Origin of the sequence: Thalassospira sp. ER-Se-21-Dark, assembly GCF_017922435.1 — a bacterium.
Taxonomy (GTDB): domain Bacteria; phylum Pseudomonadota; class Alphaproteobacteria; order Rhodospirillales; family Thalassospiraceae; genus Thalassospira.
This window is the reverse complement of the sequence record NZ_VDEZ01000002.1, coordinates 291,504-318,502: the sequence shown is the minus strand read 5'-3', so window position 1 is coordinate 318,502 and position 26,999 is coordinate 291,504. Positions and strand designations below refer to the sequence as shown.

Below are 26,999 nucleotides of genomic sequence, written 5' to 3'. Positions count from 1 at the left end.
CAAAATCAAAAAGGCCGGGAGAATTCATCTCCCGGCCTGTTGTTTAGAACATCACGCGAAGCCCGGTGACCAGATAGGTCGCCTCGTAATCCTCGCCATCATGTTTGGCAAAGTCGGCGGTGTCACCGAACTTCCGTTCATAGGCAACACCGACATAGGGCACGATGGCGCGATCAATCAGGTCGTAGCTCAGTCGCAAACCGAACTCCGCACTTGATAAGCCTTTCCCGACCTCGATCTCACGATCTTCGGAAAAGGCGGCATTGATCTCGAACGACGGGGTCAGGGTGACCCGATTGGTCAAAAGCCCCTCATATTCGACATCAAGCCGCGCGCTGCCATCGCCCCTCTCGCTGACGAACAGGTCCGCATCGACTTCAAACCATTGCGGTGCAAGCCCGACAACACCAACCGTGCCATACCAGCGATCCGCGCCCTCGGGGGTGTCAATCCGCACACCACCCTTGGCATCGAAAAAGTCACTGATCGGGGTTTGCAGGACAAACCGGTTTTCAAGCTTTTCATAACTGTCGGCATCAAGGTCACGTTCGCCCTCTCCCTGCCAGCGCAGTTTGAGTTCGTCCGTTCCGACAAAGGCATCCGCATCCCAGACAAGGCGCTTTTCGCTTTCATCACTCATGCGGTATTCAAGCTGCTCTGCCTGAAAGCCATAGTAAACCCTGGCATCAGCTGCCAGTCCAGCACCTGGAACGGTGCCCAGTGACAATGCGACACCACTGGCGATCATCATCAATTCACGTTTTTTCATGATCGATCAATTCCCGTTCTCAAGCTGGGTGATGGCCGGACCGCCTTCGACGATGACCTTGCGGAACATGCCGGTGGCCATGTGATAGCTCAGATGACAGTGGAATGCCCATTCACCCGGTTCATCGACCTCGGTTTCCGAATAGACAGTCGTGCCCGGATTGATGCTGATTGTGTGCTTGACCGGGTTCCACTTGCCCTGCCCGGTATCAAGGATCGACCACAATCCATGCAGATGCATCGGATGGGTCATCATGGTTTCATTGACGAATTTGAACCGCACCCTTTCCCCGTATTTCAGGCGGATCGGATCGGCATCCTCGTATTTCACACCATTGATCGACCAGCTATAGCGTTCCATATTACCCGTCAGGCGCAATTCGATCTCGCGCGTTGCCGGGCGTTCTGCATAAAGCGGTTTCTGTGCTTTCAGATCCCCATAAGACAGGAACTTGCCACCATTGGCCGCCGCCGGAATAAGGCCACTGCCCGCCGCATAGAACGGATCGGCCTTGTCGGCCATGCCCATGGCGGAATGATCCGTCCCGGCCATGTTCGAATGGTCCATACCAGCCATATTCGCGTGGTCCATATTTGAGTGATCCATTCCCGGCATGTTCGAATGGTCCATGCCTGACATATTGGAATGATCCATGCCCGGCATTGCATCCTGCGATCCGTCGCCTGCGGCACCATGATCCATTCCGGCCATATCACCGTGCCCCATATCGCCATGTGCCATGCCCATATCCGCCATGGTCAGCAACGGTGAGTCGGTGCGCAGTTTTGGCATTTCAGCCCGCATTCCTTCACGCGGTGCCAGGGTGGCAAAGGCATAACCAGACCGCCCCATCGATTCCGCAAGGATCGGATAGGCCTTGTCATCCTTTGGCTGGACAATCACGTCATAGGTTTCGGCAACCGCAATGCGGAACTCGTCGACCTTGACCGGCTGGACGTTATTGCCATCTGCCTGCACCACGGTCATCTCAAGACCCGGAATACGGATATCGAAATAGGTCATCGCCGATGCATTGATGAAACGAAGCCGCACCCGTTCTTCCGGGGTAAACAACCCGGTCCAGTTCTGTTCGGGTGACATGCCGTTAATCAGGCCAACAAAGCCCTGAACATCTTCTATGTCGGTCCGCATCATCCGCATCTCGCCCCAGTCGCCACGCTCCGAAAGCGTCGCGCCCAGACCGTTTTTGGAAACGTCATCAAAGAAGTCGCCAATCGTGCGCTGTTTACGGTTGTAATAGTCCGGCATCATTTTCAGGTTGCGCAAAATGCGATCGCCCGAATGGGGATGCTTGTCTTTCAGGACCACCACATATTCGCGGTCGAACTTGAAAGGCTCGCGTTTTTCCGGCTCGATAATGATCGAACCATAGGCCCCGTCCGGTTCCTGAAAGCCGGAATGGCTGTGGAACCAGTATGTGCCGCTTTGCTTGACCGGAATGCGATAGGTAAATGTCTCGCCCGGTTCGATCCCGGGGAAACTGATGCCCGGCACCCCGTCCATCTGATAGGGCAGGATCAAGCCATGCCAATGGATCGAGGTGGCTTCTTTCAGATTATTGGTGACATTGATCACCACTTCCTCGCCTTCCTTGAAACGCAAGGTCGGACCGGGTGATGCACCGTTATAACCGATGCCTTTGGTTTTGCTTTCACCGGTATCGATGGTGACATAATCGACCGTCAGGTCATAGGTCGCCGCCCGACTGACAGTCGACAGGGCAACCATCGCCAACGCTCCCGCAAGGACGCCTTTGAGGTAGTTTGTTTTCATTTTATGGATTCCAAAAAACTTGCAGAAACGCCAGAGGCATTGGGCGTTGCCCCGCCCCTGGCACTTCAAACCAACTGGCCTATGACTGAAGACGAACCTTGCCCATCATGCCGCTTTCATAATGACCCGGGACATTGCAGGCGAATTCAAGCTCTGCATCGGCCGGGAAAGTCCAGATGATCTCGGCTGTTTTTCCGGGTTCAAGAAGGACACTGTTGGGATCGTCATGTTCCATGGTCATGCCGTTGCCCATATCCATTTTCATCCGGTCCATATGGATCTTGTCGATATCAAGCGCACCATGTTCCATCATCATCATCATTTCCTGCTGATGGCTGGCATGCATCGCCGCCGTACCGATGTTGAATTCATGGACAAACTCGCCCTTGTTCTCGATCTGGAACAGGATGGTTTCACCTGCACGGACCTCGATCGTTTCCGCATCAAAGAAGTTGTCTTCCATGACCACCTTGATGGTCCGGGTGACATCTGCGGCGTTGCCCGGTGCACCGATTTCCGAAACTGTCGATCCGACGCCATGGCCATGGCCTTGACCGTGGCTCGGGCTTGCAAACAGCGCACCCGGTGCGGCCATCAATGCACCGATCATGGTTGTCGACATGGCAATACGGGCGAAAAAGGACGTTTTGAAGTTGGGCATATCATGCTCCTGAAAATAATCATCGAACGTGATTGCCGTCGCAGCCCTGCTTAAACAGGCGCGCATGGTGCTGTCAGGTCCCGACAGGATCCGACAAGCGACGGCAAGTGTTACAAAAAGACGGGATTATTTTCAGGCGCGCGGGGGCCGGAAGTTGCCATCCGCATCCGCGGACGCAACCGGACGATCCTTGATCCAGAATGTCGCAGCCGAAACAATCGGCATAAACATCGAAAGTCCGTTCTGTTGATCAACATACGGACCGCAAACGGTCATGCCGCAAATATCGCCATGTGAAGAATGCGGATCGTGGGATATCGGTTTGGCGACCGAGGAGGTTTCAATCACCATACCATGATGGCCTGCGTCAGGTTGGCCGGACGCTGCATGCACGCTTCCCTGGCCCGACAGCAGGACTGTCAGTGCAATCAGAATAACAAGCGTGCAGGAAATAAGGCGCAAAATGGTTTCCACTCAGAAGTTCACAGGCAAATCGTTATGCCCGCCACTCGTTAACGTCAAGTGGCAATATTGTGGCACGCTGCCTGGTCGCCTGTTTCAGCCCGCGCGCTGCCCTTGTTATTAACGGCTATGGTCTTTACGATCACAGGCAATTCAACGTTATCGCAGGATGGATTGGCTCCATGCTTTCGCAAGATCAGATCACTCTTGAAATCACCACCAGCGGTCAGGGATTGTACGAAGTCACCGAACCGATCCAGTCATGGGTGGAGCAAACCGGTCTGGCGTGCGGGCAGCTGACCATCTTTGTGCGTCATACCTCGGCCAGCCTGACCATTCAGGAAAATGCCGATCCGGATGTCCGGTTTGATCTTGAAACCTTCTTTGGCCAGTTGGTGCAGGAAAATCCCAGCCTCTATCGCCATACCTGCGAGGGGCCCGATGACATGCCCGCCCACATCAAGTCGGCCCTGACCGATGTGTCGCTGACCATCCCGGTATCGAATGGCCGGGCAGTGCTTGGTACGTGGCAAGGCATCTATCTGTTTGAACATCGCCGTGCGCCCCATCATCGCAAGGTCACCCTGCATCTCATCGGCGAATAGGCTTAGCGATTATGTCGTTATGCCGCCAAGTGCGGTGCGGACGCCCAAAGCCCTCTAACTTGCACTTCAAGCAGTTCACGCAAGGTCCCGCACATATCCTCGCAGTCAAAATTCTGCGTGCTGAAATGTTCGTGGATGGTGAATAAAAACAGCGACATCAGGGTTTTCTGGATCAAAACCGGCGGCAAATCACGGTTGAGCTCGCCTGAAAGCTGCGCTTCCTCGATCAGGGCCTGAATGGCTGCAATCAATCCGCTGCTTTCCATGACGGCATGCACCGCCCCCTTTCTTGGTGAAAAGACAATCTGCTGCATGATCACCTGCCACAGGCCGGGATTAAGGCCCACCTGCGTGAAGCGATAGGACGCAACATGCATCATCTTGTCCACAAAGCACCATTCCGGGTCCATCGTATAAAGACCCTTTTCAATCGCCTCTGCCATCTGTTGCCCAACGCAGCAGATCAGAAGATCTTCCTTGGTCGGGAAGTGATTGAATATTGTTCCTTCGGCAACGCCGGCACGTTTTGCAATCTCTCGCGTGCTGACAGCGTCAAATTCCCCGGCACAGAAACAGTCACGCGCGGCATCAAGGATCTTCTGGCGCGTTTCTTCACGTCGCGCAGCTCGAATATTCATCAACGGCTCCGGTTTAAATGAGCGCACTCACTGAGTCCACTCATTTAAAGTACCGGATCACGCATGTCAATTCCTGCCTAAGCCCTTACTGTGCGCGGCGTGCATCACCGGTGCCCGACAGGCGGCAAAGATGTCTGATTCCGAACGGTAAAGTCCGGTCGTAACATGCATCGCGCCCAGCACGGTCGAAAACAGATTGTCATGCGAAAAGCGGCCGGTTTGTGCCTGTGCTCTCAGGCAATCGGTCTCGATCCGGTTGGCATCGGCATAGCCGTCCGACATCCAGATCATCATCGGCACCTTGGTTTGTTCCGAGGGGGCGAACATGTAAGGAGCACCATGCAGATACAACCCGCCCTCGCCCAGGGACTCCCCATGGTCCGACACATACAACAGCACCACGTTGTAATCGTCCTGGTAGGCTTTCAGGCGCTCGGTCAGTTGGGCGACGACAAAGTCGGTATAACGGATCGTATTGTCATAGGTATTGATCAGTTCTTCCGCGCTGCAATTTTCAATGTCACTGCGCGGGCAATCGGGGATAAAGGCCCGATGCTCATCGGGATAACGTTTATAATAGGTCGGCCCGTGGCTGCCCATCAGGTGAAAGGCAATCAATTGATCGTGCGGTTCACCAGATGCGACTTCGTCGTCAAGGCCGCGCAGCATCACCGCATCAAAACAGGTGCCAAGTGCGCAATCTTCAGGGAAATCATCGGGTGATATGTCGATATGGCGCACCCGGTCACACACCCCTTTGCAACCCTCGTCATTTTCCTTCCACAGAACGTCGATACCGGCATGTGCCAGCACATCCATCAGGCTTTCACTATGACGTGCGACGTCGCCGTCATACCCGGCATGATCCATCGGCGAAAACATGCAGGGCACCGAAACCGCAGTTGCCGTCCCACACGATGACACATCCTGAAACGCCAGCATGCCGTCAATCTGACTGGTAAAGGGCGATGTCGGGCGCGTGTACCCATTGGCCGCAACGCTTTGGGCCCGTGCGGTTTCACCGATCACCAAAAACATCAAAGTCGGCTTGTTATCGCCGTCTGGCGCGACCTTGCGGGCATCCTGCCCGATGGTTTGAAACGGCATGTCGGCATAAAGATACCGTCGCTTTACCAACTGGATCGTGCCGGCAATATAGTTCGACGGCACAAGCTCCTTGCCCAGAACCTTGTGATTGCGCCCGACCGATGCGTAGTCCTTGAAATAAAGCGACCCGATCCCGCCCAACACCAAAAGCGGCACCATCATCAAAACCACCCGCTGCCCGATCCCGCGCAAAACGGTGTTCGGGAATTTAAGCGGCACAAGGATCAGTATCGCGGCTGGCAGAAGTCCGGTCACGGCAAACCACAATCCGGCCTGCAAATTGAAATATGAAAGCGCCTCAACCTGATTGGTCTCGACCACGTTTTCGATCATGCCGCGATCAAACACGATGCCGTATTTCAACATTGCATAATGCGCCAGCGCACCCGTGATAATCAGGAAAACAAAGAACGGCTTGAACAGATAGCGCCAGGAAAACGGCGTAAAAACCACAAGTGACGCACAGATCAGAACAAACGGCGCACTGATCGCAAAGCCCGCGTCATAATCACCCAGGCCCGCCAGAATTCCGTAAAAGTGGCTTAGGACCTTCCAGTTCAGAACCAGCGTGAAATAGACCGCGAGTGTTAAAAGGCCAAATCGATAATCAATCGGTGAAAGGTGCAAAAAGGAACGAAGTCGACGCATCCGGGCATCCTTGGGGCAATGAACCATGCCCCTCGCATACCGTGCGAAGCTGACAACAAGCTGAAGTCACCCGGAATGTCTAATGATCGATCCGTCAGGTCAGGCAGCCGCCCTTGCTTGTTTGTTGGCGCGTTTACTGGCGCGCAGCCCCAAAAGGCTGTGAATGACAAGCGTGGTGATCACCACCGTCCCGCTGATCAGTGTCATTTCGTCGGGCACTTCATTGACAAACACCCAGACCAGAAACGATCCAAAGATCGCTTCATTAAGCATGATCAGGCTTACCTCGGCGGCGGGAATTTTGCGCGATGCATAGGCAATCAACAGGAACGATACCGGCAACACCCAAAAGCCCAGAATCAAAAGCCACACCCAGTCCAGACCAACTGGCGATAACGGTTCGGCACCGGGCAGCAGGATCAGGGTGACGACAAACGCACCAAACAACATGCCCTTGAGCGCGTCCACTTCGGGCCTGGCACCCAGCACATTGAAATAACCCGCCATACAGATCGCAGCCCCAAGGGCCAGCATATCGCCCAGCGCGTTTTTCCCGCCAAAACCGGCGCTGAACATGCCAAGCAAGGCAACAAACACCACGACCGAGGCCACCCATGTCCGGATCGGCTGGGAACGTTTAAAGATAAACACGCCAATCAACCCGGCCAGAAGCGGCGTGGCGGCAATAATGATCAGGGTATTGGCGGCATCGGTATTGCGTACCGAAAACATGAAAAGCGTACAGGTCCCGCCGTAAAACAGACCGGTCAGCATTTCAAACCCGTTGGGCCGGATCGATTGCACGATGCCTTCGCCCCGCTTGGCCCCGTTCCAAAGAGCCACCAGCAAAAGCGCCACGGTCAAAAAGCCCAACCGCCAGAACGCGGTTGTAAAATCATCGGCCGCAATCAGACGCAGCAAAAGCGCATCGGGCGACAGGATCACAACCCCCAAAAGGGCAATCCAGCCACCATGAACACTCCCGAACCGATCCCGCAACGTCATCTCATCCAACCCTTACGCGACTTGCACCGCATCAAATTCCCAAAAACAAGGCAGCAGGTTTTCGCCGTGCTGCCGATAACCCATTGTTACGGGCCTTTCCCCTTATGGCAATTTGATTTTATTCAACTGTTTGAAAGGATCGCACAAACAGTTGCCGCCCCGCCCCAGCACCCGATTGCATCGATACAAAGAAACTGTTTTGTTTGCCCCGCAACCCCGATAAGTTGGGGGCAAATTTGAACATCTGCCAAGCAAAAGGATGGATCATCATGGCTGGTAAAATCGACGCCCATCTTGCCGATCTCGGCATCACGCTGCCGACTGCGACCGCACCGGTTGCGAACTATGTGCCCTATGTCATCTCGGGCAATCTGGTCCATATTTCCGGTCAGATCACCATGGAAAATGGCGAGCTGAAATTTATCGGCAAACTCGGTGCCGACTATGACGTCGAAACCGGTCAGAAGGCCGCCCGTCTTTGCGCGCTCAACCTTGTCGCACAGCTCAAAGCCGCCATCGACGATCTTGATAAGGTCACCCGCGTTGTCAAACTGAATGCGTTTGTTAATTCCGCGCCGGACTTCACCGATCAGCCAAAAGTCGTCAATGGCGCGTCTGACACCATGGTCGAAATCTTTGGCGATGCGGGCAAACATGCGCGCTCCGCTGTTGGCGTCGCCGCCCTGCCGCTGGGTGTTGCGGTTGAAATTGATGGCATTTTCGAAATCGCCTGATCTTTAAATCAGCCGCCTGAATGCAACACCGATCAGCATCGCTGGTCGGTGTTTTCTTTTGGGCGTTACAACTGGTGAAAATGGGTGCGCACCATCTCGGCAAACACATCGCGCACTTCGTTATGGGCACCTGCCTTTTCCATCAGGCTGATCGCGAACTTTGGCAATTCCGGCAACGCATCATCGCGGCTCAACGCTTCAAGATCATCGGGGATCGTTCCGACCAGAAACGCCGTGATCGACAAATCCGATCGCACCGTTGCCGCCGTTGCTTCGATATTGCCGCTTTCAAATACGCTGCGCCAGGCAATCCCCGCCTGATCAAGCGCATCAATCACCGCCGGTCGAAACGCACATTCACGACTGACGAGCGACACCGGCAGCGGGCGTTTTGTCTGTGCCTTGCCCGATTTTGCCCCGACCCAGACCAGCGGCGCAATTTTCAGGAAATCACCCGTCATCTGCCCGACCGGCTCCTCAACCAGGGCAATATCAATCTCGCCACTACTGACCATGCTCCGCAATTCCTGGGAGCTATGACAACGCAGCGAAAGCTCGATCCCCGGATAGTGATCGCAAAATTTGCGAAGCGGCGTGCGCATAAACGTACCGACAAGATCATAAGGAATGCCAACGGTAAGCTTACCGACATGGCCGTCCCCGGTCATGTCCTGCCAGATCTCGTCATTCAGCAACAGCATCCTTTGCGCCTTGCGCAACAATTGCTCCCCATTCTGGGTCAGGCGCAATCCTTTGCGCGCGCGTTCAAACAACCCGCAGCCGAATGCGGTTTCAAGCCGCTTGATCTGCTGGCTTATCGCCCCTTGCGTCAGATTAAGCACCTCTGCCGCACCCGTCATGCTGCCGGTTTCCGCCACGGTCACAAAGGCGCGCAACACCGCCAAATCAAGGTTTCGCATGATATCCCCACTGATCCGGCCACGACATGACCACCAGCATTAACAAACTTAATGCTATCTATAATGAACATTCGCTTTCCTGATGCAAAGAATTGTTTTCTGATATCCCCTGCCTCACGCGCCACCACTGGATGATAGAATGCCCGAAACCCTCTTGCCCGTTTTGTCCTTTACCATGGCCGCGGCCCTGTCGCCGGGTGGGGCAACAACCCTTGCCACCGCATCGGGCGCACAGTTCGGCTTTCGCCGGTCCGTGCCATTTATCATGGGTATTTCAATCGGCATGCTGACCTTGGCCGCCGCCGGTGCCCTAGGGCTGGCAAACCTGGTGCAAGCTTTTCCGTCCATTGAACTCATTACCAAACTGATCGGCACGAGCTATCTGGTGTGGTTGGCCTTTAAAATTGCCATGGCCCCGCCACCAACACCATCGCACAAGCTTGAAACGAATAACGAAGAACAAAACAAACCGATCCCGTTTCTTGGCGCCTTTGGCTTGCTGTGGCTTAATCCCAAGGGCTGGGCTGTCACCATCGGGGCGGCGGCGTCCTTTTCTGCCATCACTCAGGACCCGACCCAGCTTGCCCTCATTCTCGGCAGCGCCTTTGCCTTTTCCGGTTTTTTATCAATGGCACTTTGGTGCGCATTGGGGTTAAGCCTGTCCCTGTTACTCACATCCGATTGGCAATGGCGCGCGGTCAATGTGACACTTGGTGTGCTTCTGGTCGCCTCTATCATTCCGATGTGGCTTTAAGCCTTGACCTCAACCGCGGTTGAGGTCCGACAAGATCGCATCACATCCGTATGGGGAAATAGAATGCGCGTCTTTGTCACTGGCGGAACCGGCCTGATCGGCTCGGCCATCGTTGAAAATCTGATCCATCATCAACACAATGTCCTGGCACTTGCCCGATCACGCGCCAGCCACAAAATGCTGGCCGATCTCGGCGCAACGCCAATCCGGGGCGATATCACAAACCCGACCGCCTGGGTCAACGACCTGCCCGATGTTGATGCCGTCATTCACACGGCCTGTGATTTTTCCGATCAGATGCCCCGAATTGACGCCAATCTGCTCGATCACTTGATCCCGGCCCTTCATCGCATGCCAGGCCAGGTGCGTTTTCTCTATACTGGCGGCGTCTGGAGCTACCCGCAAACCGAACCGGGACAGATCGGCGACGAAACACTTCCCTTTGCCGCCTTACCGGAATTTGACTGGATGATTGCCGGGTTGAACCGCATTCTTGGCGATGAAAAACTGCACGGCATCATCATTCATCCGGGATGTGTCTATGCCACTGGCCGAAATGGGCATACCGGTCTGTTTGAACGCGCCATCACATCCGCCCGAAGCAACAAGGTGATTACCATTGTCGGCGGCGACCATATTGATCAACCGATGGTCCACACCGATGATCTGGCCGATCTTTATTATCGCGCGCTTGGCAATGCCAAACCCGGTTCCAGCTATATCGGGGTTGCGATTAACGGTGTTTCAAACGCCACCGTTGCCACGCTGATCGCGAGCCACTTCGCCATTGAAGACTGCCAGTTTGAAACCATCCGCACACAAACCGCGATGGCCCGTTATGGGGATTGGGCAGACGGGCTTGGCCATCACCAACATCTCAGCAGTACGAAGGCCATGCGTGAACTGGGCTGGAACCCGAAACACCTTGATATCGAACAGGGCATCAAGGCTTGTGCTGCAGCACTGACGGGCCCAAGTTAACGCCATTAACTTTCCGTGCTAATGGTCTTGAGCCCAACCACCCCGCCAATGATCATCAGCAACAAAACCGCCTTAACCGCCGTCATCGGTTCCTTGAGGAACAACCAGCCAATCAGGGCAACCGATGCCGTGCCAAGACCGGCCCACACCGCATAGGCCGTTCCGACCGGAATGATGCGCAGCGTCATGGACAAGAACCAGAAGCTGAGGCCATAGACACCAAGGCTTAGCACCGTGAAACGCCAATCGGTAAATCCGTCGGAGAATTTCAGCGATATCGTCCCGATCACTTCAAGACTGATCGCTATAAACAGATAGACCCAGGCGAGCATGGTCTTGTTCCTTGTTTTTGGGGTGGTGGCGGCAGGCGCACCCAAAATGGCTCAATTTTCCTTATGGGGCAATCCCCGCACCCGCCTTATCGCCATCCCCCAAAATCGCCTCGCTGTAATCTGGATCAAACCCATGCCAATTTGATTGCGTATAGTATCGCAACAGGGCACATTGCCCGGCATGGATTACCGGCGATGGCATACAGTTTTGCACGCTTATTCGGCCAGAAGATGGGATAAACAGTCATGATCGAAACCGATATTCTGATTGCAGGTGGCGGGATCGCCGGAATGAGTGCTGCGGCACGCTTTGCCGCAGATGGCCATCAGATCGTGATTGTCGACCCGGCCCCCTCTGATATCGGCGAAGGCACGGATTTGCGCACCACCGCCTTTCTCGAACCGGGTATCGAGACGCTTAAAAAGGCCGGCGTCTGGGATGCCATCAAACCGACCGGGGCGGAACTTCGCGTCATGCGCATTGTCGATGCCGGGGGCACCGAACGCACCCCGCGCGAAACCGCCGACTTTGACGGTGCTGAAACCAAAAACGGCTTCTTTGGCTGGAATGTCTCGAACAAGGCCGCCCGTGTCGCCCTGATGGCGCGTCTGGCGCAGCTTGATAATGTCGATTTCCGCTTCTCGACCACGGTCACCGATTTCAAAAGCACCTCGCGCTTTGGCGAAGTCACGCTGTCTGATGGTCAAACAGTGCGCGCCAAACTGGTGGTTGCGGCGGATGGTCGCAACTCTTCTTTGCGCGAAATGGCCGGGATCAAACATAAGCGCTGGGCCTATGATCAAAGCGCGCTGGTCTTTGTCGTCACCCACGATAAACCGCATGACAGCATCTCGACCGAAATCCACCGCACTGGCGGCCCGCTGACACTCGTTCCCATGCCTGATCTGAATGGCAAGCCCTGCTCGTCCGTGGTCTGGATGGTTCCGGCCAGTCGGGTGGACGAACTTAATGCCATGACCGACGAGGCCCTGTCGGCCGAGATCACCCACGACACCATGAACCTGTTTGGCCCGCTTTCGGTCGCAAGCCCGCGCGCCGTCTGGCCAATGATTTCACAAGTGCCATCGCGCCTGATTGCCGCCCGCCTGGCCCTGATTGCCGAGGCCGCCCATGTCGTCCCGCCAATCGGCGCGCAAGGCTTGAACATGAGCCTGCATGACATCGAAACCCTGGCCGAACTGATGGCCAAGGCCAAACTGCACGGCGAGGATATCGGCGCAACCCCGCTTCTGAAATCCTACGAACGGCGCCAACTGCCCAAAACAGTCATGCGGGTCGGCGGCATTGATCTGCTCAACCGCGCATCGATGTTCGAACCCAAAACACTGCGCGACCTGCGCTATGCCGGCCTCACCGCGATTAACCGCATCGGCCCGCTTCGCAAACTCGCAATCAAGGTCGGGGTGGGCAAGTAGGCCCACCACCCTCTTTTCAGACAATCAGTTTGCCGTTCTCGTCAAAGAACGGATGTGGTCCGTCATATTGGTCGACATAGGCCAGATGGGTCAGAAGGCATTGCTGCTTTTCGTCCCAACGGTGCAAATGCATCGCGGGCGGTTCCATGGTAAAGGCCGACGGTCCGTCATCGCGCAAATCCAGCGCGACCTGATGGGCAATGGATGGCGCAACAATCAACGGCACACCTGCCCACCGTGTATGGATCGGACGGTGCAGATGGCCACACATGATCGCCTGAATGCGATCTTTATGCGCCAGCACGATCTGGGCAAATGTCTCTGCCCCGCTTAACAGTCTCTGATCATCCATATGCTTGATCCCGACCGCGACCGGCGGGTGATGGACAAACAAGACACAAGGGCGATTATCGCCATCATGCAGTGTGTGCTCCAACCAATCCAATCGGGCTGAACACAATTTACCCTCTGGCCGACCTTCATCAAGGCTATCAAGCGCGATCAGCCTGACCGGTCCGGCATCAATCACATAATTGATGAACTCCACCCCATCCTCGATGGGCATGGCATCCGCAAAGGCCGCGCGCAATGGCGCACGCTGATCATGATTACCCGGGATCATGTAAAACGGCACCTCAAGCCCGCGAAGAATGTTTTGCACCAGTGCGTATTCTTCGGGCGTTCCCAGATCACCGATATCACCGGAAAACAAGACCATGTCCGGTTTTGGCACCATGGTATTGACGCGCGCCACCGCCCGTTCAAGGGCCGTTGCCGTATCCACCTTGCGATAGGCCAGACGCCGTCCGGCACCGATATGCAGATCGGTCAATTGCGCAATAAGCATGTTTTAAAATCTCTCGTGTCTGGAAAATGTTCTTGTTGGGTTGCAAATGTCAGCGTGCGGCAAACACGGTGAGGCGTTCGGGCACCAACCGGCAATGCACCGTCTCGCCCAATACCATCTCGGCGTCGGGATCGGTATCAACCAAAACCGCTCTCTCTCCGATACCCGAGACCGTCACGCGCACACGTTCCCCCAGATAGGAAACAGCCTCCACCCTCGCGGTGAAATGCGCATCATCGGGCGCACACAGCATGAGCCCATCTGCCCGGAAATAGATCTCCGACAGGCCATCTGTGGCGGGGTTGGCATTCGACGCGGGCGACACATCAACATCAACTTTGCCCAGCAACGCCCGCCCGTTCTCGATATTGACCTTCAGGCAATTACTCGCCCCGACGAAGTCGGCCACAAACGGGGTTTTCGGCGCACGATAGATTTCCTGTGGTGTCCCGATCTGCGCGATTTCACCCTTTTGCATCACAACAATCCGGTCGCCCAGTGCCATGGCTTCTTCCTGATCATGGGTAACGTAAATCGCCGTAATGCCAAGCTTGCGCAAAAGTGCGTTGATTTCGGTCCTGAGCCGCACACGAAGCTTGGCATCAAGGGCGGTCAACGGCTCGTCGAGCAGCAAAACACGCGGGCGCGGTGCAATGGCGCGCGCAAGAGCCACACGCTGGCGCTGCCCACCGGAAAGCTGATCAACCCGACGGTCGGCCAGCATGTCGATATGCATCATTTCCAGCATCTCGCGCACGCGCTGATCGCGTTCGGCCTTGCCAACCTCTTGCACCTTAAGGCCATAGGCCACGTTTTCCGCAACTGTCATGTTCGGAAACAGCGCATAGGACTGAAACACCATGCCCACCCGACGCTGCTCAATCGACTGGCGCGTCACGTCATCTTCGCCAAAATGGATGGCACCACCCGCATCGGGGAACTCCAGCCCGGCAATCATGCGCAGAATCGTCGTTTTGCCACAGCCCGATGGCCCCAGCAAAACCAGCGTCTCGCCCGCCGTAATCGACAGATCGAACGGCATCAGCGCGCGCGTGCCATCGGCAAAAGTCTTGGCACAGTTTGTCAGCGCAATCGCAGTACCGGCGTCTTGCGCCTGCGCTGCCTGTTTTTGGGAAGTGGTCATTATTTATCCTCCGCCGTCGCGCGTGCGGGCTTGCTGCCCCGGTTTGCCAGTATTTGCATGGCAATCAGCAACGGCATGATCAGTACAAAGAAAATCAGGGTATAGGCACTGCCGATCTCAAGGCGCATGGAGGCATAAGCATCCGCGAGCCCGACTGGCAGCGTTTTGGTCAGCGGCGTATGCAACATCCAGGTCAGGTTAAACTCCCCGACCGAAAGCGTAACCACCATCAGCGCACCGGCCAGAATGCCCGGCTTGGCATTGGGCACGATGACCGTGAAAAACCGCCGCCAGAACCCCGCACCAAGGCTTGCCGCCCCTTCTTCAAGGGTTTTCATATCCATCGCCGACATCACGGCTGCAACAGACCGCACCATGAATGGCAGGGTAAACAACACATGCCCGGTCAGGATGAAAAGCCAACTGGATCGATATCCACTGACCCCGCCATACGTGATCAAAAGCGCCAAGGCCAATGCCAGACCCGGGATCGCTACCGGCAGTGTCAGCAATTCTTCAAACAACCGGGTGGCACGGCCGGGCTTGCGCACCAGAACATAGGCCAACGGCACGCCTGCAATCAGTGTGACGAACAGGCAGGCAATCGCCAGCCACAATGACAAAAAGATGCTTGATGCATAAAGGTCCCAGACCTCGAAAATCCAGCGCAGCGTCAGGCCCGAAGACAATCCCTGAAACACATTGACCGTCACCCCGGCCAAGGCCGACATCACAATCGGGATAACGATAAACAGACACAGCAATGTGGTAAGGCCGAGCTGCGCGTAAAAGATACCTGTGCGTCGCATATCATGCCCCTCCACGCACCGGCAGGCTCTTGCCCTCGCCAGTGAAACTGCGCACGGCTGCAAGGCAGGCCCATGTGATCAGACCCAAAACAATGCTGAGCGCCGCGGCCACCGGAATGTTGGCGTTTCGCGTAAACTCGGTATAGATCACCATCGGCAGCACATCGATATCGGTCGCCAGCGTAAAGGCCGTGCCAAACGCGCCCATTGCGGTTGCAAAGCAAATGGCGCCCGATGAAATCAGGCCGGGCATAAGACCTGGTAAAATCACGTCGCAAATCACACGAAACCGCGACGCACCAAGCGACCGCGCCGCTTCTTCAAGCTGCAGGTCAAGCTTCTCGGCAGATGCCATCACCGCCAAGATCACGCGCGGGATCGAAAAATACAGATAGCCTATAAAAAGACCGGCAATGTCATAGGCGAAGACAAGCTTGCTGCCAAAGGCCGCATCCGTCAGCCCGCCAATCACACCTTGGCGTCCGGCCAGCATGATCACCATGAACCCAACCACCGTGCCCGGAAAGGACAGTGGCAAGGTCAATGTCCCGATCAAAATGCTGCGCCCGGCAAATCTGTTGCGCACCAAAAACAGCCCGACAATCGCACACAGGATCAAGGCCATCATCGTAACGCCTGCCGACATCGCAAGCGTCTGGATCAGACTTTCCAGATACCGCGCATTGGTCAGGATCAGAAGATACGTCCCCCAGCCCTCCGGCCCGTTGCCGACTTCAAAGGCAACGCGCGCAAGCGGGATCAAAAAGAACGCCGCAACAATCACAAGCCCCGGGATCAGCAAGATCGACAGGATCGCCGGGCTCGCAGCAGCGGCACGCGGGGTTATAAAGGATGAAAGCAAGGAAGGGCGCGAACGCCCCTCCTTTAAATCAAGGTCGATTGACACTTAACGTACCTCGGAAAGATAACGGTCAGAGAACCCGGTCTGTACGGTTGCCATCTTGGCGTAATCAACCGGCTGGGAACGGGCATAGTCGGCTTCCGGCAGGAACTTGGATGCCGCTTCCGGCGACATTGCACTCGGGATCACCGGGCGCAGGAAGGCATTTGCCCAATGGGACTGGCCTTTGTCTGACATCACATAATCCAGAACCTTCTTGCCATTCTCGCCATGCGGGTTGTTGGCAACCAGGCTCATGACATACGGCACGGTCACCGTACCTTCGGACGGGATGACGAATTCGACATTCGCGCTGTCCTTGTATTTCGCGCGATAGGCGTTGAAATCATAATCAAGCAGGATCGGAATTTCGCCCGACAGAACACGAGCATAGGCGGTCTGTTTCGGCACAATCGGATCGTTTTCCTTCAGCTTCTTGAAGAACTCGATGCCCGGTGTGAAATCATCCAGTGATCCACCCATGGCACGGTTGATCGCAACCGCACCGGCATAGCCGACAAAGGCGCTTGATGGGTCAAGATACCCGACCATGCCGGCATATTCCGGCTTCAAAAGGTCATTCCAGCTTTGCGGGACCGGCGCACCGTCAAGGGCGTCAACATTGACAAACAGGCCAATCGTGCCGGAATGGATCGCAAACCATGCGCCGTTCGGGTCCTTCAGACCATCAGGGATGGCATCAAAATTGGTCGGTTTGTAGTTCTGGACAACACCGGCTTCATTGGCCTTGATGCCAAATGACACGCCGTAATAGGCAACGTCTGCAACCGGATTGTCTTTTTCCGCCAGAAGCTGGGACAAAGTCTGGCCGGAGTTCTTGTTGTCCTGCGGGACATCAATGCCCAGATCTTTCGAAATATTCTTGAGCTGTCCGCCCCAGTCAGCCCATTCCGGCGGGCAGTTATAGCAAATCGCTGCTTCATCAGCGAAGGCAGGCTGTGCCGCCGTGGCAGCAACCGCAAGGCTCACACCCATGACAAGTTGTTTGAAACGCACTTTTGATCTCCCTATAATCGGGGTGATGACTGATGCCGGGCGGGTCCGATCGACTCACCCGTGCTAAGTTGATGGGGCAAAAGCAAACTTTGCGGTTCTGTCTGCCCCCGTATCAGGCCCAGCAGGAATGCAAGCGCCTGCTGGCCCATCTTCTGGGTGGGTTGAACGGCCGAACACAGTTTCGGTGTGATCAGCCCACCCACCGCAATTCCGTCAATGCCCCCGACTGACACATCCCCCGGGACCGAAAGCCCATAGGTGCGGCATGCGCTGATTGCGGCAATCGCCAGCATGTCAGTCGAACAGACAAGACCCGTGACCACATCCGGCCCGGTCAGAAAACTTTCAAGGATGCCCTCAAGGTCGGTCTCGCCAAATCCGACCTGACACAGGCGCGGGGCGGCGATACTGGAAGTGCCATCTGAGGTCGCGTCACGAAGCGCCTGGCAAAAACCGTCATAACGCTGGCGCGAACGGTCCGAACTTTCAAAATGGCCGGCCACCATCGCAAGCTTGCGATGCCCCTGCGCAATCATCGCCTGCGTGATGTCATAGGCCGACTTGGCGTTATCGACACTGATGGACGCCACATCGGTTCGGCTTGGCTGGTTAAACAGCAATACGAACGGGATGTTTTCGCTGATCAAAAGGTCGATCACGCGATTATCATCGGCATTGGCCAGTGTCAGGATCAACCCGTCCACCCGGTTATTGAGCAATGTCGAAACCGCGCCCAATTCGCGTTCCGGATCATATTCCGATGATGTCAAAAGAACGGTCAGGCCATCTTCATGGGCGGCCTGCTCGATCCCCTGAACCGATGTTGCAAAAACCGGGTTGGCCATGGTTGGCACCAAAACCCCGACAGACCGCGTCTGCGCCATTTTAAGGCGTCGGCCATTCATGTTTGGCCGATATTTCAGATACGCCATGGCCGCTCGTACGCGCTCAACCGTCTCAGTCGGCACCTCATCAGGGCAATTGATCACCCGTGATACGGTTGCGATTGAAACGCCGGCCTTGGCAGCGACTGTGCGCATGGTGGGTTTGGGGGTCATCTGCAACAAAACTCCTTCGACGGGCCAAACCATACCCAACGAAGAAGTCACTTCGATAACACTTGTGTTTCCGTTTTATGAACATTTGAAACGTTTACAATGGCGGAAAACTGCCATTTATGACGTTTCGATTTCAAAACATAAAACGGTAACCCCCTGCCATGATCGCAAATCTTCAACCCGGTTTTCCGGGGCTGCATTGCAGGTCAGGCGTTTTATGGGGGCTGTTTGTCCGCTTAGCTTTGATGCAAACGAAGTTCGGCCATAAACCCGTCCGCATGATCCGGGCGCGGGGAATAAAGCTTAAGCTCTGCCTTGGCATTGCGCGCAATCGCCTCGACAATCGCCAACCCCAGTCCCGAACCATCGGCCTTGTTGCTCGATCGTTTGAACCGCGTGGTCAGTTGTTCCAGTTCATCGGGGCGAACGGGCACACCACCATTTGCCACCTGCACGATGTGCCCCTCCACCACACGGATATCGACGGGTTCGTCATCCCCGCCATATTTCAGGGCATTTTCAATCAGATTGCGCATGCAAATCGCAAAGGCATCAAGGTCGATATTGGCTGATAATGTCGCCAGATTGTCGGCATCAAAGCGGATATCGGCCCCTTCCATCCCGGCCCGCTTGAGGTCTTCAATCACCAGATTAAGCGTCGGGCCAAGGTCCTGATTATGCCCCGTCGGGCTAAAACCACCGCTTGATTCCGCGCGCGCCAGCTGCAAAAGCTTTTCGGACAGCCGCGACAGGCGTTTAAGCGCCTCTTCCGTCTGGACCGCACGTTTGCGGGCCGCGTGACCTTCGGGCAGTTCCGCCAAAAGCCTTTGTGTTTGCGCCAGCGCCACGGCAATCGGCGTGCGCAGTTCATGCGCGCTGTTGGCGGTAAAGCTGCGCTCGACACTGAGTGCCGCTTCAAGCTTTTCCATCAACCGGTTGACCGCCGTGACAATGGTGCTGATTTCTTCGATCGGATCATCCTGCTCGATAGGGGTCAGGTTGCCTTCGCCCCGCGTTTCGATCTCGTTGCGGACGTGCCGCACCGGCGCAAGCGCGTGGGTCACACTATAAACCACCGCAAGGATGGTCACCGGGATTAGGAAAATCAGCGGCGTGAACTGCGACACTATGGTTTCAATGATCGCTTCATTGCGGTGCTCGGTCGGTTCGGCCACCTGCATGAACAGATCACCATTACCGGTCCGGCTGGTATAGACGCGCACCTCATCACCATCGCTGAAACCGGGCTCAAGCGGCGCATCAAACGGCGTTTCCGGTGCATTTTGCGACCGCAGCAGCACCTCACCATTTGCATCACGCAGCTGATACTGCATGAAGTCATCGAAATCATCGAAATCGCCATCATGATCGTCATGATCGCTGTCGTCGTCATCATCGTGAACAGCGTCAAAGCCCGGTTCGGGCAAGACAACAATCCCGCCCGCGCCCTGATGGTTTTCAAGATAATTGATGATAAGGGTCGAGGTCCGCCGTGATGTCTCGATAAGGGCGGTATCCGCCCCCTCCTCCATCTCATGGCGCGCGGTATAGGCCGCAAAGGATGCGCCAATCACCCAAAACAACGCAACGATCACGGTCAGGCGTTTGGTCAGAATGTACTGAAGACTGTTTTGCGCCCTGATCTTCATTATCCCTCAACCCGATAGCCGACACCGCGCACGGTCTTGATCACATCCCGGCCAAGCTTGCGGCGCAACCGGCTGACATAAACCTCGACCGTGTTGCTTTCGATCTCGGCACCAAATTCATAAAGCGCTTCTTCAAGCTGACGTTTCGATAACGTCTGGCCCGGCCGTTTGACCATTTGATCAAACAGCGCCCATTCGCGCGATGTCAGGTCAATATGTTCGCCGTCGCGCAAAACCGACCGCCCGGCAAGATCCACCTCGACCCCGCCATCCAGTTCGACAAACGGATTGGGATTGCCGCTATAACGCCGAGACACAGCAGCCAGGCGTGCAGATAACTCATTCAGGTCAAACGGCTTGACCAGATAATCATCCGCCCCGGCATTAAGCCCCTCGATCCGGTCCGATATCTGATCCTGGGCAGTCAGGATAATGCAGGGTGTCGCCGATCCCTTGCGGCGCAAATCGCGCAGCAGATCAAGCCCCTTGCCATCGGGCAGGTTAAGGTCAAGCAGCAACACATCATAGTTGGTCCCGCGCAGCATGATCTCGGCATCGACCACGCTTGCACTGTGATCAACCGCCTCGCCGCTTGCCAGCAAATGATCGCGCACCGCGTCTGCCAGCATCAATTCATCTTCGACCAGAAGAATACGCACCCCAACCTCATACCGATGCTCTGCACAATCGACCCCGTCTAGGGACATTTCCTGACATTACGCTGAACGCACGGCACAGCCCGTTTCAGCTTGCTGTCAGTTAACCCCGACATACTCGCCGCCGATCATGAAATTTCCCCTATCTTATGAAGGAACCGAGCCGTGAAAAACACTGTTTTGAAGAAAGCCGCCTTTGGCCTGTTTGCCACAACGCTTCTTGCCACTGCCACCCTCGGCCTGACCGCGCACACCGCACAGGCCAGTGACGATTATTGCAACGTGCCGAAATCCGAATGGCAGAGCATGGATGCGCTCAAGGAAAAACTGACCGCCGAGGGCTGGGACGTCCGCAAGATCAAGGAAGATGAAGGCTGCTACGAAGTTTACGCCGTCAAGGCTGACGGCAAGAAAGTCGAAGCCTATTTCAACCCGGCGACTTTTGAGCTCGTCAAGGAAGACGACTGATCTCAATCGGTCCTCCCTCGGCTGAGTGCGGCTTTGACCGAAAGTCTGTCCCCCGCTCCGTGCCTGCCTGCACGGGCGTCCCCGGTCAGAGCCGCCTCTCCGAACCAGCCAGCTGAAAACGCATTCAACAGTCAGGAGCACGCATCATGTCTGTCAAAGTATGGGACCCGTTTGTTCGCCTGTTTCACTGGGGCTTGGCGGCAAGTTTCATCCTCGCCTGGATAACCGCTGATGAATGGGACAACCTGCATGAATGGGCGGGCTATGCCGCAGGTGCCCTGATTGCGCTGCGCCTGATCTGGGGCCTGATCGGCACCCGCTATGCCCGCTTTACCCAATTCATCAAAAGCCCGTCGGCAACGCTTCAATATCTCCGCGATATCCTGTCTGGCAGCGAACGCCGCTATCTCGGTCACAACCCGGCTGGTGCAGCAATGATCATTGCCCTGATACTCGCCATGGCGGGCTGTGCACTCACGGGATGGATGTACACTACCAATATGTTCTGGGGATCTGAATGGGTGGAAGAAACCCACGAGGCGCTGGCAAACGGCTTGCTGTTCCTGGTGCTGTTGCATATCGGCGGCGTCATCCTTGCCAGCCTGCGCCATCACGAGAATCTGGTGCGCGCCATGATCACGGGCCGCAAACGCCGCCCGGCAACAGACGACATCTCCTGACCCGAAAACTCTTTTGTCCCAACCACCTCAAGGCAACCGCGTCCACCCCTGGCCGGTTGCCTCTTTTTTTGGGCACCGTCATTCCCGCGCAGGCGGGAATCCCTGCACAGAATAAACACCTCACCGCGCAACTGGCTTTGCCGGATTGCCAACAACCGTCGCCCCGGCGGCAACATCACGCGTCACGACCGATCCGGCGCCAATGATCGCCTCATCGCCAATGGTGATGCCCGGCAGGATAATCGCCCCGCCGCCAATCCAGACATTCTCGCCAATCGTCACCGGCCTTGCGATTTCCAGATGCTGCTTGCGAAGCTCCGGATCGCGATGATGATCAGCACAATATATCTGCACATTCGGCCCCAACATCGAATGCTTGCCGATCTTCACGGGGGCTGTATCAAGGATCACGCAGCCGACATTCAAAAATACGTCTTCGGCCAAGTGGATATTAATGCCGTAGGCACAATGAAACCGCGCCTCGATCCGAACATCATCCGCACATTCGGCAAACAGGGCACGCAGTTTCGGCCCGATATTGCCACGTTCCGCCGGATAGAGCACGCTATGCTCATGACAGGCCTCAAGCGCACGATGGCGCAAGGTGCTGATTTCCGGATCAAGGCAGGAATACCAGTCACCGGACTGCATTTTTTCAAGTTCGCTTTGGGGCATGATGTTCAGGGATGTTGTTGGCGACGATCAACAGGTTACGCCCGATTGAAGGCAACCGCAATCTGCACCGCCCGCCATTGACCAACACTGACCAACACAGACCACCATGCCCGGCAAAACACGTCGTCGATACGGACTCTACTTGCCCGTCACATGGGCCAGTTCCGCACTGTGGGTCGCCAGCGCATCACACGCCTTTGTCCATGCCGGGTCGCTTTCATCAAATGCACTGCGCAAATAGGCTGCCGTCATGCGCTGGGTCACGGCAAGGCGGTCGGGATCTTCGTCATCGGTTTCCTTGGCGTCATAACTGGCAATCCCGCCAAGACCGTGCTTGCCCCCCTTAAGCGTCAGCAAAAAGTCACTGCCCGGGCTGTAATGGAACGGGTCGGTGTGCCATGCCGCCCCGCGTTTGGTCAGGTGCGGGTTATCGTCTTCATCCCCCGCCACGACAAGCGTGCGCGTCGTCATATGGGAAAAATCGGGGTTGAGTACCGTATAGTTTTCGCGCGCATGATCGCTGAGGCTATCGCCGCCATTGCCGGGGGCCGCCAGCAACACACCGACCTTGACCCTGGGCTCCTGCATGTTGACATCCTGCGCGTCCGGATCGGCGGTATCGGTCAACCGCGCGCCGAGCAACATCCCCACCGTCTGCCCGCCAAGCGAATGCCCGACCGCTGCAATCCGGTCATGGTCAAGACGCCCGTCAAGGATCGGGTGGGCTGCTTCGATGTCGGACAGATGATCAATGATATGTTTGAAATCCTCCACCCGTGACCGCCAGAAAAACGGTGCACCCGGCGCATCCGGCGCAAACCCGGCAACTTTCGAATTGCCATGGGTTGGCTGGATCACGGCAAAGCCCTGCTCGGCGTAAAACTGCGCCAACGGGCCATAGCCGTTCATCGACGGAATATAAAGCGACGGCCCATGCCCGTGCGACAACAGGATGATCGGAAAATGATCGCCCACCGCAGGCAGGGTAATCCGCATTTCAATTGGCTGCGGTCGGTTTGCGACCGGCAACATCACCGGACAGATAGAGATGGCTGTAACCGCATCACGAAGCGGAATATGGCGAGCACTGGTGATCAGGTTATTCATAGCAAACATCCTTGTTTTGCTTGGCGAAACCGTCGATTTCGCCTATAAACCAACAAACGGAACGACGTTCCTGTTGCTAATTCAAATACGGAACCACGTTCCGTTTATCAAGCATGAATTTCAACACCCGGACTCCGTCCGCGTTTGATCACGCTGGTTTATTGTGGAAAAACAAAGCGATGCAGGAAGAAACCACCGGCACAAAAAAACGCATCCGCGCCGATGCCGCCCGCAATGAAGACGCGGTACTTGAGGCCGCCAAGACGGTGTTTGCCAAATCGGGTGTTGATGCGCCGGTGCGTGAAATTGCCAAAACCGCCGGGGTGGGTGTCGGCACGCTCTATCGCCGTTTTCCCAAACGAAGCGATCTGGTCGTTGCCGTCTTCAAGCGCGAAGTTGATGCCTGTGCGACGGATGCCAAAACACTTGCCAACGACTACCCGCCGGGCGAGGCCCTGTCGCGCTGGTTGCGCCGCTATTGCCAATTCATCGTCACCAAAAAGGGATTGGCATCGGCCCTTCATTCGGGCGACCCGGCCTTTGATGCCCTGCCCGATTATTTCCGAAGCAACTTTGAACCCGCCCTTGAAAACCTGCTGGATGCCGCCGCCAAGGCAGGCGAAGCACGGTCAGACATCGACGCCTTTGATCTGTTGCGTGCGATTGGCAATCTTGCCAGCTCCGGCAGCAAATCAGCCGACGCAGAGGGCATGGAACATACCTATCGCATGGTTGATCTGATGATTGATGGCCTGCGTTTTGGAAAGCCCGCTTCGTAGCGACGAGACGCCCTAAACATAATCCGGCGCAAACTGCTCCAGATCTAGGGTCGGGCGAGTACCGATATCGCTACGATGCGCCTTAAGGAAGCTATCTGCCGCCTCGCGCCCCTTGTCGCGCAGCATCGTCATGAAATCCCATTCGGCATTCATCTTCGATGTGTGATCCAGTTCCAGCATCACATCACTGGCAATCAGATGCATGCGCATGGTGCCCCAACTGCTGGCTTCGCATTGATGGGGCGGCATGTCCTTGCGGATCACCGACATCATGCGCAATTCCTTGACGAGGCTGCTGTTAAACGAAATCTCGTTCAGCCGACTTGAAATCTCGTGCGAGGTTTTCGGGATCCCCGGCCGTTTGACCGGATTGATTTGCACCAAAACCGTGTCATTGGCCGAACACTCGCGCACCAATGGCCCAAGGCTCGGATTACCAGAATATCCCCCATCCCAATAGGGCACGCCATCAATCTCGATGGTCTTGTAGATATTGGGCAAACAGGCAGAGGCCAGCAAAACATCCAAACTGATATCAGGGTTGCGAAATACCCGCGCCTGCCCGGTTTCAACATTGGTCGCGGTGATGAAAAGCTTGGTCGGACTTTTATTCAAACGATCAAAATCAACCACATCATCCAAAAGCCCCGCCAGCGGATTATCCCCCACCGGGTTCAAATCATAGGGCGAAAACATCTTGGCCGACATATCAAGCCACTGATACATCGGCGAATTGCCAAGCGACCAGTTGCCAAACAGAACATCAATCGGGGAACGTTGCAGCGGGCTGAACCGCGCAGCCTCTGAAACCGCAGACCAGAACGCCTCAAGGTCCTCGCGCGCGCCCTTGTGCCCGCCCTTGCAAAAGCCCGATGTCACCACGGCCGCATTCATCGCCCCGGCCGATGTGCCCGAAATCGCCTCAAGCTCGATTTCCTCATCCTCAAGCAACCGGTCCAGAACGCCCCAGGTAAACGCCCCGTGCGATCCCCCGCCCTGAAGGGCAAGGTTGATCTGTTTGCGGTTGGTCGCCGTCGATTGCTTCGCACGCTCGCTCATGCCATCTCCTGCACCTGGGTCATAATGTTCGGCTTACTGGTCATGATATGTCGCAAACGGCACCATCTGCCAGCATCGATATCAAATGGCCGAAAACGGACCCGGCTCAATACCACGTCAAACTGGCCGGAAGGTCCTGCTTGGGGGCAAGCGCGATCACCTGATCAAGGAACAGACGCGCAATCGGCGACAGGCTTTTGCTTTTGCGCGTAATCACGCCGATATGGCGATGGCGCTCCGGGGTGGTCAGTGGCACAAACACCAGCTTTTCCGGGGCCGCCATGTCCGAAACCTTTGCTGCGAGTTCCGGCAGAACCGTGATCCCAACGCCCTCGGCGACCATGGCAGCCAGCGTGATGGTGTTCGATGTTTCGACAATCGGACGCGGCAGGATCGGGCCGGTCGCGCCCAGGGCAATATCGCCCTCTTCCCCTGATGCTTTACTGCCGTTCGGGTCAAGCGACCGAAGCACCCGTTCCTCGGCCCGCATGGCCTTTTGCGCGCGGGCCAGAACAGTTTTCGCCGCCGGAATGCCCGCCGCCACCGCATCGCGGACGGCCGGACTTAAAACCGGCATGGTATCCGATGACAGATCGCTGGTCACACCGGGTTGCGCCATAAGCGCCCCGGTCCCGGATTCCGGCCCCAGCCCGACAAGCTTTTGCCCCGATAAATCCGACCAGCGTAAAACAGATTTTTGGGCAAAGGCATGATCGGCCCGGCACAGCACGCCAAACCGGTCGGAAAACAACGGGCGAAAATCAATATCCGGCAACGCCTGCCATTCCCCGGCAATGCCGAAATCGGCGGCATTATTCGCCACCGCCTCATGCACCTCACCGGCATTGCGTTCGTCCAGACGAATGCGCGCATCGGGATGGGCCGCAACAAATTCGGAAATCACGGCAGGCAAAATACGCGTCAGAACCGATGGCGCCGCGGCAATCGTAATCTTGCCCCCGACCCCCTTTGACAGCGCATCCAGATCGCCAAGCGCCTCTTCAAAATCAGCCAGCAACCGACGCGCAATCGGCAAGAACCGCTCGCCTGTTTGGGTCAGCGCCACCTGCCGCGTCGTGCGATCAAAAAGGGCGGCGCCCGTCACATCCTCAAACTGGCGAATGGTCGCGGTAACCGCCGGCACTCCAAGCCCCAGAACCCCGGCCGCAGCCGTAAAATTCCCCTGATCGGCAACTGCGACAAACACACGCATATGACGGATATTTAGCGATGACAGCATGGTCTTGATCGTCCATTCCGGTGAATTACCCTGCCCGATCAAACCATAACGGCCATTCCGGTA

At 56.1% G+C, this 26,999-nt stretch carries 29 protein-coding genes; 8 read left to right on the top strand and 21 right to left on the bottom strand.

What is annotated here, in order from left to right; genetic code table 11:
- Positions 1–43: 43 nt before the first annotated feature.
- The 4 genes from FHI25_RS09080 to FHI25_RS09065 form a co-directional block, all read right to left on the bottom strand.
- Entirely contained in the window at positions 44–769 is a 726-nt protein-coding gene (locus FHI25_RS09080; RefSeq protein WP_210516999.1) for a copper resistance protein B, read from the bottom strand.
- Positions 770–775: 6 nt separating this feature from the next.
- Positions 776–2,563, bottom strand: a complete 1,788-nt coding sequence (locus tag FHI25_RS09075; RefSeq protein ID WP_210516997.1) for a copper resistance system multicopper oxidase — start codon at positions 2,561–2,563, stop codon at positions 776–778.
- Positions 2,564–2,642: 79 nt separating this feature from the next.
- Positions 2,643–3,224: a plastocyanin/azurin family copper-binding protein gene (locus tag FHI25_RS09070; protein WP_210516995.1), complete on the bottom strand. Its 582-nt coding sequence runs from the start codon at positions 3,222–3,224 to the stop codon at positions 2,643–2,645.
- A gap of 132 nt (positions 3,225–3,356) precedes the next feature.
- Positions 3,357–3,698: a hypothetical protein gene (locus FHI25_RS09065; RefSeq protein WP_210516993.1), complete on the bottom strand. Its 342-nt coding sequence runs from the start codon at positions 3,696–3,698 to the stop codon at positions 3,357–3,359.
- Positions 3,699–3,868: 170 nt separating this feature from the next.
- Between FHI25_RS09065 and FHI25_RS09060 the strand changes: the two genes are divergently transcribed.
- The gene (locus FHI25_RS09060) at positions 3,869–4,291 is read left to right on the top strand and encodes a secondary thiamine-phosphate synthase enzyme YjbQ (RefSeq protein WP_210516991.1); all 423 of its coding nucleotides are present in this window, start codon (positions 3,869–3,871) and stop codon (positions 4,289–4,291) included.
- 17 nt (positions 4,292–4,308) lie between these two features.
- Here the strand turns inward: FHI25_RS09060 and FHI25_RS09055 are convergent, their stop codons facing one another.
- The 3 genes from FHI25_RS09055 to FHI25_RS09045 form a co-directional block, all read right to left on the bottom strand.
- Positions 4,309–4,929, bottom strand: a complete 621-nt coding sequence (locus FHI25_RS09055; protein ID WP_210516980.1) for a TetR/AcrR family transcriptional regulator — start codon at positions 4,927–4,929, stop codon at positions 4,309–4,311.
- Positions 4,930–4,995: 66 nt separating this feature from the next.
- The gene (locus FHI25_RS09050; RefSeq protein WP_210516977.1) at positions 4,996–6,684 is read right to left on the bottom strand and encodes a phosphoethanolamine--lipid A transferase; all 1,689 of its coding nucleotides are present in this window, start codon (positions 6,682–6,684) and stop codon (positions 4,996–4,998) included.
- 99 nt (positions 6,685–6,783) lie between these two features.
- Complete coding sequence (locus FHI25_RS09045; RefSeq protein WP_210516974.1) at positions 6,784–7,689, bottom strand: DMT family transporter; 906 nt, start codon at positions 7,687–7,689, stop codon at positions 6,784–6,786.
- 269 nt (positions 7,690–7,958) lie between these two features.
- Here FHI25_RS09045 and FHI25_RS09040 point away from each other — a divergent pair, with 269 nt between their 5' ends.
- On the top strand, positions 7,959–8,423 hold the full coding sequence (locus FHI25_RS09040; protein WP_210516972.1) for a RidA family protein: 465 nt from the start codon (positions 7,959–7,961) through the stop codon (positions 8,421–8,423).
- 65 nt (positions 8,424–8,488) lie between these two features.
- Here FHI25_RS09040 and FHI25_RS09035 read toward each other — a convergent pair whose 3' ends face one another.
- The gene (locus FHI25_RS09035; RefSeq protein ID WP_210516970.1) at positions 8,489–9,343 is read right to left on the bottom strand and encodes a LysR family transcriptional regulator; all 855 of its coding nucleotides are present in this window, start codon (positions 9,341–9,343) and stop codon (positions 8,489–8,491) included.
- A gap of 139 nt (positions 9,344–9,482) precedes the next feature.
- On the opposite strand from FHI25_RS09035, the gene FHI25_RS09030 reads away from it, so the two are divergent.
- Positions 9,483–10,097, top strand: coding sequence for a LysE family translocator (locus tag FHI25_RS09030; protein WP_210516967.1), 615 nt, complete (start codon positions 9,483–9,485; stop codon positions 10,095–10,097).
- A gap of 63 nt (positions 10,098–10,160) precedes the next feature.
- Positions 10,161–11,078, top strand: a complete 918-nt coding sequence (locus FHI25_RS09025) for an NAD-dependent epimerase/dehydratase family protein (RefSeq protein ID WP_210516965.1) — start codon at positions 10,161–10,163, stop codon at positions 11,076–11,078.
- Positions 11,079–11,083: 5 nt separating this feature from the next.
- Here FHI25_RS09025 and FHI25_RS09020 read toward each other — a convergent pair whose 3' ends face one another.
- Positions 11,084–11,410, bottom strand: a complete 327-nt coding sequence (locus FHI25_RS09020) for a multidrug efflux SMR transporter (protein WP_062957772.1) — start codon at positions 11,408–11,410, stop codon at positions 11,084–11,086.
- A gap of 246 nt (positions 11,411–11,656) precedes the next feature.
- On the opposite strand from FHI25_RS09020, the gene FHI25_RS09015 reads away from it, so the two are divergent.
- Positions 11,657–12,847, top strand: a complete 1,191-nt coding sequence (locus tag FHI25_RS09015; RefSeq protein WP_210516963.1) for an FAD-dependent oxidoreductase — start codon at positions 11,657–11,659, stop codon at positions 12,845–12,847.
- A gap of 16 nt (positions 12,848–12,863) precedes the next feature.
- Here the strand turns inward: FHI25_RS09015 and FHI25_RS09010 are convergent, their stop codons facing one another.
- From FHI25_RS09010 to FHI25_RS08975, 8 genes are all read right to left on the bottom strand, one after another.
- Positions 12,864–13,694, bottom strand: a complete 831-nt coding sequence (locus FHI25_RS09010; RefSeq protein WP_210516960.1) for a phosphodiesterase — start codon at positions 13,692–13,694, stop codon at positions 12,864–12,866.
- Positions 13,695–13,743: 49 nt separating this feature from the next.
- Positions 13,744–14,838 carry an ABC transporter ATP-binding protein gene (locus FHI25_RS09005; RefSeq protein ID WP_210516958.1) on the bottom strand — a complete coding sequence of 365 codons (1,095 nt, stop codon included), beginning with the start codon at positions 14,836–14,838 and terminating at the stop codon, positions 13,744–13,746.
- Entirely contained in the window at positions 14,838–15,647 is an 810-nt protein-coding gene (locus FHI25_RS09000; RefSeq protein ID WP_210516956.1) for an ABC transporter permease subunit, read from the bottom strand. Before FHI25_RS09000 ends, FHI25_RS09005 begins: the two co-directional genes overlap by 1 nt.
- A 1-nt stretch (position 15,648) precedes the next feature.
- Positions 15,649–16,554: an ABC transporter permease gene (locus FHI25_RS08995; protein ID WP_349237991.1), complete on the bottom strand. Its 906-nt coding sequence runs from the start codon at positions 16,552–16,554 to the stop codon at positions 15,649–15,651.
- Positions 16,555–17,565: an ABC transporter substrate-binding protein gene (locus FHI25_RS08990; protein WP_349237990.1), complete on the bottom strand. Its 1,011-nt coding sequence runs from the start codon at positions 17,563–17,565 to the stop codon at positions 16,555–16,557.
- Between the two features lie 11 nt (positions 17,566–17,576).
- Positions 17,577–18,623, bottom strand: coding sequence for a LacI family DNA-binding transcriptional regulator (locus tag FHI25_RS08985; RefSeq protein ID WP_210516954.1), 1,047 nt, complete (start codon positions 18,621–18,623; stop codon positions 17,577–17,579).
- A 236-nt stretch (positions 18,624–18,859) separates the two neighbouring features.
- Complete coding sequence (locus FHI25_RS08980) at positions 18,860–20,272, bottom strand: ATP-binding protein (RefSeq protein WP_210516952.1); 1,413 nt, start codon at positions 20,270–20,272, stop codon at positions 18,860–18,862.
- The gene (locus FHI25_RS08975; protein WP_210518237.1) at positions 20,272–20,931 is read right to left on the bottom strand and encodes a response regulator transcription factor; all 660 of its coding nucleotides are present in this window, start codon (positions 20,929–20,931) and stop codon (positions 20,272–20,274) included. The genes FHI25_RS08980 and FHI25_RS08975 overlap by 1 nt, the downstream gene beginning before the upstream one ends.
- A gap of 162 nt (positions 20,932–21,093) precedes the next feature.
- Here FHI25_RS08975 and FHI25_RS08970 point away from each other — a divergent pair, with 162 nt between their 5' ends.
- Complete coding sequence (locus tag FHI25_RS08970) at positions 21,094–21,396, top strand: PepSY domain-containing protein (protein WP_210516950.1); 303 nt, start codon at positions 21,094–21,096, stop codon at positions 21,394–21,396.
- Between the two features lie 146 nt (positions 21,397–21,542).
- The gene (locus FHI25_RS08965) at positions 21,543–22,076 is read left to right on the top strand and encodes a cytochrome b/b6 domain-containing protein (RefSeq protein WP_210516948.1); all 534 of its coding nucleotides are present in this window, start codon (positions 21,543–21,545) and stop codon (positions 22,074–22,076) included.
- 120 nt (positions 22,077–22,196) lie between these two features.
- Here FHI25_RS08965 and FHI25_RS08960 read toward each other — a convergent pair whose 3' ends face one another.
- Together FHI25_RS08960 and FHI25_RS08955 are read right to left on the bottom strand one after the other, a co-directional pair.
- Positions 22,197–22,751, bottom strand: coding sequence for a sugar O-acetyltransferase (locus FHI25_RS08960; RefSeq protein WP_210516946.1), 555 nt, complete (start codon positions 22,749–22,751; stop codon positions 22,197–22,199).
- 138 nt (positions 22,752–22,889) lie between these two features.
- Positions 22,890–23,858: an alpha/beta fold hydrolase gene (locus FHI25_RS08955; protein ID WP_210516944.1), complete on the bottom strand. Its 969-nt coding sequence runs from the start codon at positions 23,856–23,858 to the stop codon at positions 22,890–22,892.
- Between the two features lie 179 nt (positions 23,859–24,037).
- Here FHI25_RS08955 and FHI25_RS08950 point away from each other — a divergent pair, with 179 nt between their 5' ends.
- Complete coding sequence (locus tag FHI25_RS08950) at positions 24,038–24,637, top strand: TetR/AcrR family transcriptional regulator (RefSeq protein WP_210516942.1); 600 nt, start codon at positions 24,038–24,040, stop codon at positions 24,635–24,637.
- 12 nt (positions 24,638–24,649) lie between these two features.
- Here the strand turns inward: FHI25_RS08950 and FHI25_RS08945 are convergent, their stop codons facing one another.
- Positions 24,650–25,696 carry a patatin-like phospholipase family protein gene (locus FHI25_RS08945; protein WP_210516940.1) on the bottom strand — a complete coding sequence of 349 codons (1,047 nt, stop codon included), beginning with the start codon at positions 25,694–25,696 and terminating at the stop codon, positions 24,650–24,652.
- Positions 25,697–25,802: 106 nt separating this feature from the next.
- Positions 25,803–26,936 carry a LysR family transcriptional regulator gene (locus tag FHI25_RS08940; RefSeq protein ID WP_210516938.1) on the bottom strand — a complete coding sequence of 378 codons (1,134 nt, stop codon included), beginning with the start codon at positions 26,934–26,936 and terminating at the stop codon, positions 25,803–25,805.
- Positions 26,937–26,999: the final 63 nt, after the last annotated feature.

Coding starts and splice junctions, on each gene's coding strand:
- FHI25_RS09080 (WP_210516999.1), bottom strand. CDS start 769: ATGAAAAAACGTGAATTGATGATGATCGCCAGTGGTGTCGCATTGTCA.
- FHI25_RS09075 (WP_210516997.1), bottom strand. CDS start 2,563: ATGAAAACAAACTACCTCAAAGGCGTCCTTGCGGGAGCGTTGGCGATG.
- FHI25_RS09070 (WP_210516995.1), bottom strand. CDS start 3,224: ATGCCCAACTTCAAAACGTCCTTTTTCGCCCGTATTGCCATGTCGACA.
- FHI25_RS09060 (WP_210516991.1), top strand. CDS start 3,869: ATGCTTTCGCAAGATCAGATCACTCTTGAAATCACCACCAGCGGTCAG.
- FHI25_RS09055 (WP_210516980.1), bottom strand. CDS start 4,929: ATGAATATTCGAGCTGCGCGACGTGAAGAAACGCGCCAGAAGATCCTT.
- FHI25_RS09050 (WP_210516977.1), bottom strand. CDS start 6,684: ATGCGTCGACTTCGTTCCTTTTTGCACCTTTCACCGATTGATTATCGA.
- FHI25_RS09045 (WP_210516974.1), bottom strand. CDS start 7,689: ATGACGTTGCGGGATCGGTTCGGGAGTGTTCATGGTGGCTGGATTGCC.
- FHI25_RS09040 (WP_210516972.1), top strand. CDS start 7,959: ATGGCTGGTAAAATCGACGCCCATCTTGCCGATCTCGGCATCACGCTG.
- FHI25_RS09035 (WP_210516970.1), bottom strand. CDS start 9,343: ATGCGAAACCTTGATTTGGCGGTGTTGCGCGCCTTTGTGACCGTGGCG.
- FHI25_RS09030 (WP_210516967.1), top strand. CDS start 9,483: ATGCCCGAAACCCTCTTGCCCGTTTTGTCCTTTACCATGGCCGCGGCC.
- FHI25_RS09025 (WP_210516965.1), top strand. CDS start 10,161: ATGCGCGTCTTTGTCACTGGCGGAACCGGCCTGATCGGCTCGGCCATC.
- FHI25_RS09020 (WP_062957772.1), bottom strand. CDS start 11,410: ATGCTCGCCTGGGTCTATCTGTTTATAGCGATCAGTCTTGAAGTGATC.
- FHI25_RS09015 (WP_210516963.1), top strand. CDS start 11,657: ATGATCGAAACCGATATTCTGATTGCAGGTGGCGGGATCGCCGGAATG.
- FHI25_RS09010 (WP_210516960.1), bottom strand. CDS start 13,694: ATGCTTATTGCGCAATTGACCGATCTGCATATCGGTGCCGGACGGCGT.
- FHI25_RS09005 (WP_210516958.1), bottom strand. CDS start 14,838: ATGACCACTTCCCAAAAACAGGCAGCGCAGGCGCAAGACGCCGGTACT.
- FHI25_RS09000 (WP_210516956.1), bottom strand. CDS start 15,647: ATGCGACGCACAGGTATCTTTTACGCGCAGCTCGGCCTTACCACATTG.
- FHI25_RS08985 (WP_210516954.1), bottom strand. CDS start 18,623: ATGACCCCCAAACCCACCATGCGCACAGTCGCTGCCAAGGCCGGCGTT.
- FHI25_RS08980 (WP_210516952.1), bottom strand. CDS start 20,272: ATGAAGATCAGGGCGCAAAACAGTCTTCAGTACATTCTGACCAAACGC.
- FHI25_RS08965 (WP_210516948.1), top strand. CDS start 21,543: ATGTCTGTCAAAGTATGGGACCCGTTTGTTCGCCTGTTTCACTGGGGC.
- FHI25_RS08960 (WP_210516946.1), bottom strand. CDS start 22,751: ATGCCCCAAAGCGAACTTGAAAAAATGCAGTCCGGTGACTGGTATTCC.
- FHI25_RS08955 (WP_210516944.1), bottom strand. CDS start 23,858: ATGAATAACCTGATCACCAGTGCTCGCCATATTCCGCTTCGTGATGCG.
- FHI25_RS08950 (WP_210516942.1), top strand. CDS start 24,038: ATGCAGGAAGAAACCACCGGCACAAAAAAACGCATCCGCGCCGATGCC.
- FHI25_RS08945 (WP_210516940.1), bottom strand. CDS start 25,696: ATGAGCGAGCGTGCGAAGCAATCGACGGCGACCAACCGCAAACAGATC.
- FHI25_RS08940 (WP_210516938.1), bottom strand. CDS start 26,936: ATGCTGTCATCGCTAAATATCCGTCATATGCGTGTGTTTGTCGCAGTT.